At 71.1% G+C, this 3,716-nt stretch carries 3 protein-coding genes and 1 pseudogene; 3 read left to right on the top strand and 1 reads right to left on the bottom strand.

Annotated features, from left to right (window positions below; translation table 11 throughout):
• Positions 1-637 (bottom strand): annotated as a pseudogene (locus ER13_RS16560) (sensor histidine kinase); the annotation flags it as partial.
• A gap of 243 nt (positions 638-880) precedes the next feature.
• Here ER13_RS16560 and ER13_RS16555 point away from each other — a divergent pair.
• The 3 genes from ER13_RS16555 (at position 881) to ER13_RS16545 (ending at position 3,626) form a co-directional block, all read left to right on the top strand.
• Positions 881-1,330, top strand: a complete 450-nt coding sequence (locus ER13_RS16555) for a SufE family protein (protein WP_008259705.1) — start codon at positions 881-883, stop codon at positions 1,328-1,330.
• Positions 1,331-1,495: 165 nt separating this feature from the next.
• Positions 1,496-2,461: a hypothetical protein gene (locus tag ER13_RS16550; RefSeq protein ID WP_035311064.1), complete on the top strand. Its 966-nt coding sequence runs from the start codon at positions 1,496-1,498 to the stop codon at positions 2,459-2,461.
• Positions 2,462-2,465: 4 nt separating this feature from the next.
• A complete protein-coding gene (locus tag ER13_RS16545) occupies positions 2,466-3,626 on the top strand; it encodes a glycosyltransferase family 4 protein (RefSeq protein WP_035311061.1) in 1,161 nt (386 codons plus the stop codon).
• The last annotated feature ends 90 nt before the right edge of the window (positions 3,627-3,716 follow it).

Raw genomic sequence — 3,716 nt, 5'->3', positions numbered from 1 at the left:
GGCCCTGGTTCACCAGGGCGTCGATGGAGACCGACGGCGGCGGCGCGCCCCAGGCGGCGACGGCGCGGCCGGCCGGATCGAGCAGCAGGGTCAGGCCGGGCTGGGCGTTCAGCACCGCCTCGACCCGGCGGCTGTTCGCCTCGGCGAGGGTCAGGCGTTTGCGGCGCTCGTTCCAGGTCAGGCCGATGGCCGAGGCGGTGGCCGCCACGGCCAGCAGGCCGGAGACGGCGGCCAGGACCGGCGGCTGGGCCTCGGCGCCGTTCAGCAGCGACGAGATCAGGCCCGAGACCAGCGGCAGGACCAGGGCGGCGATCCCCAGCCGGGTCAGACGGTCGTCGCCGATCCGCGGGTGGTCCAGCACGATGCCCGCGGCCAGGGGCATGACCAGCAGGCCGGGCACCGCCCCGGTCGCCCCGCCGGTCAGGCCGGCCGCCGCCACCGACGCCAGCAGCCAGCCTCCCATCAGGACGAATCTCAGGCCGATGGAATCGCGCACCATCAGCATCACCCCGCCGATGCCGGGCAGGGCCGTCAGCAGCAGGGCGGCCAGCACATTGTCCGGCAGTCCGCCGAGACTCTGGGCCGCAAAGGCGGTCACGCTGGCCGCCACCGCCCAGCAGGCGTGCCACAGGGCCAACAGCGATGACGGGACCGCCGTCGCCGAACGCGCGGCGTTCGTCGTGGAGGGGGTCTGCCGTGACTGTGGCGGGTGGACGTACAAGCGTTCTGGCCGTTGTTGCTCGTCTGGAGCCTAAACCGGCCGCCGAGTCGGTGCGAGGCCGCTCCCGTTCCAGGCGATATCCGAACCCGCGTTCACCATGAATATCGGGGGACAAAACAGCCAGTTGTCGTTAACGGCCGCGCGGCCTATCTGGCGGCCATGACCCAGCGCACGCCCCCGACCGACAGTCTTGACCAGACCCTGGCCGAACTGGCCGAGGATTTCGACCTGCTGGGCGACTGGGAGCAGCGGATCGAATATGTGATCGAACTGGGCAAGGGCCTGGCCCCGCTGGACCCGGCCGACTGTATCGAGGCCAACCAGGTGCCCGGATGCGCCGCCCGGGTCTGGCTGGCGACCCAGGTCGAGGGCGACCGCCTGTGGTTCGCCGCCGACAGCGACAGCGCCCTGTCCAAGGGCAATATCGCCCTGCTGCTGAAACTCTATTCCGGCCGCACCCCGGCCGAGATTCTGGCCTTCGACGCCAAGGCCGCACTGGACCGTCTGGGCCTGCCCTCGGCCCTGACGCGCCAGCGCGCCAACGGCCTGAACAGCATGGTCGGCCGGATTCGAGAGGCGGCCCAGATCGCGAACGGGGCGGCGGGGTGAGGCCGCGCGGATTTATTTCGCCCCACGCCTCGTTCTCGACGCCCTTCCTAAGGTAAAGCTTGATCGAGAGCGTCGAAGAACGTCGGGCCGGAACCAGGATGCGCGTGATTTCAAAACACTGCCGGTCGGCCGCCCCGCCGCCTCAGGCCGGCTGAGGACCGCGTCATGTTCGACCTGTGGCGTTCCGGTTTCATCCGACGTCCCCTGGCCGATGTCGTGGATCGCCCGCCCCGCCCGGACGAGATCGTCTGGCTGCCGGATGTCGGCCCCTACGCCTATCTGGCCGATCCGTTCGCGATCCAGCGGGACGGCGGGCTGACCGTCTTCGTCGAGGCGTTCGACTATCACCTCCGTCGCGGCCGGATCCGCTTCTATCGGTACGACGCCGATGACCGTCTGGTGGACCAGGGCCTGGCCCTGTCGGAGCCCTGGCACCTGTCCTATCCGACCCTGATCCAGGACGGAGACGCCCTCTATATGCTGCCTGAGGGCTACAAGAGCGGCGGCCTGATCCTGTATCGCTGCGTCCGGTTTCCCGATCAGTGGCAGGCCGTCGCGCGCCTGGGTGAGGCGGCGGCCATCGACCCGACCGTGGTTCGCCACGACGGCCGGTGGTGGCTGTTCTACGCCCTGGCCGGGCCGGACGACCGGGCGATGCGTGAACTCCATGCGGCCTGGGCCGAGACCCTGACCGGTCCCTGGACGCCCCATACCGGCAATCCGGTGATGCGCGGCCTGGACGTCTCGCGTCCGGGCGGCACGGCCTTCGTGCAGGACGGCGCCGTTCATCTGCCGGTTCAGGATTGCGCCGCCGCCTATGGCGTGGCGATCAATCTGCTGCGGATCGACGCCCTGTCGCCCCAGACGTTCGCGGCCTCGACGGTGCGGCGGTTCGAGCCGGGCGATCTGTCGCCGGGCTTCTCCGACGGGCTGCACACCCTGTCCGGCCTGGGCGGCGTCACCTGTATCGACGTCAAGGCCGAGCGCCGGTCCGCCGTCGAGCCCTGGCTGAAGGCCAGTTTCAAGCTGCGGCGTCTGTTGGGCCTGAACGGCCCGCGCGGGCGGCGCGCCACGGGGGCCGTCGCCTACCCCGAGATGTTCACGGCGTCCCCTGGTCGGAAGGAAGATTGAGGCCATGCGTATCGCCGTCATCCTGCCGCGAGGCTGCGACTTCTGCCCTGAGAAGGGCAATTCGATGGAAACCGTGGTCCGCACCCTGTCGGGCCACAGCCGGCTTCAGGCGGCCGTGACCCTGATCTGCGACGCGGGCGGCCCGACGCCGGCGGGTACGCACACCCTGACCGTTCCGGCGGGCCTGGGGCGCAAGGCGCGCAATGCCGCGGTGGGGCGGATTCTGACGACCCTGAACCCGGCCGTCGTCGAATACCACCAGCAGCTCAAGGCGGCGTCCGAAATGACCCGCAGCCTGCCCCAGGCGACCCATGTCCTGTACCGCCACACGCGGATCCGACCCGCGCACAATCCGATCGACGCCTGGCGCTACGGCCGTCGGCTGGCCCGTTTCGATCGTCTGGTCTTCGTCAGCGAGGCTGCGGGTCAGGAGTTCGCGGCCGACTATCCCCGCCTGGCGGACCGGGTGGCGGTCGTGTCCAATCCCATCGACGTCGAGGCCTGGCGGGCCGATCCCGAGACGCGCGAGAAACTGATCCTGTTCTGCGGCCGCGCCCTGCCGGAAAAGGGGCTGGACCTGTTCTGCCAGGCTCTGGCCGAGACGCTGGACCGTCATCCCGACTGGCGCGGCGCCCTGGTGCTGGGCGAATGGGACCGGAACAGCGACTGGGCCGAGTCCCATGTGCGGCTGCTGGACCGGTTCGGCGATCGGGTCGAGATCCACAAGTCGGCGTCGCTGGTCCAGGTGCAGGCCGTGACGCGCCGCGCCGCCATCGCCGCCACGCCGTCGCGCGTCCGCGAGGCCATGGGGCTGACCGCGCTCGAGGCGCACGCGGCCGGGGCGGCCCTGATCTCGTCGGGACGCGGCGGCCTGCGTGAGGCCAGCGGCGACCACGCGGCCTATGTCGGGGTCGAGGACGCCCGGTCCCTGGCCGACGCCATGAACCGGCTGATCGAGGACCCGCAGACGCGTCTGGCCCTGGCGCGCGGCGGCCAGGCCTTCGTCGAACAGGTCCATTCTCCGGCCGCCCGTGCGGCGGAACTGGACGCGCTGCGCGAAACCCTGGCGGACCGGTCCGGCGCCGGCCAGCCCCGGAGGCGGCGGTTCTGGCCGTCGGCGCTGCCCGGATTGGGCGTGTCGCGCAGGGGCCGTTCCTTCCCCTGACGCCGGATCAGGCGCGGCGGATCAGACTGTCGTAGACGTGGGTCACGGCGTCGAACCCCACCCGCGTCGGCCGATCGCCCAGGGGGGCGG

Source organism: Brevundimonas sp. EAKA, from assembly GCF_000698025.1.
Lineage (GTDB): Bacteria > Pseudomonadota > Alphaproteobacteria > Caulobacterales > Caulobacteraceae > Brevundimonas > Brevundimonas mediterranea_A.
This window is presented reverse-complemented; position numbering and strand designations above follow the sequence as displayed.

Excerpts from the sequence above, each read along its gene's own strand:
- ER13_RS16545 (WP_035311061.1), top strand. The coding sequence starts at position 2,466 with ATGCGTATCGCCGTCATCCTGCCGCGAGGCTGCGACTTCTGCCCTGAG.
- ER13_RS16555 (WP_008259705.1), top strand. The coding sequence starts at position 881 with ATGACCCAGCGCACGCCCCCGACCGACAGTCTTGACCAGACCCTGGCC.
- ER13_RS16550 (WP_035311064.1), top strand. The coding sequence starts at position 1,496 with ATGTTCGACCTGTGGCGTTCCGGTTTCATCCGACGTCCCCTGGCCGAT.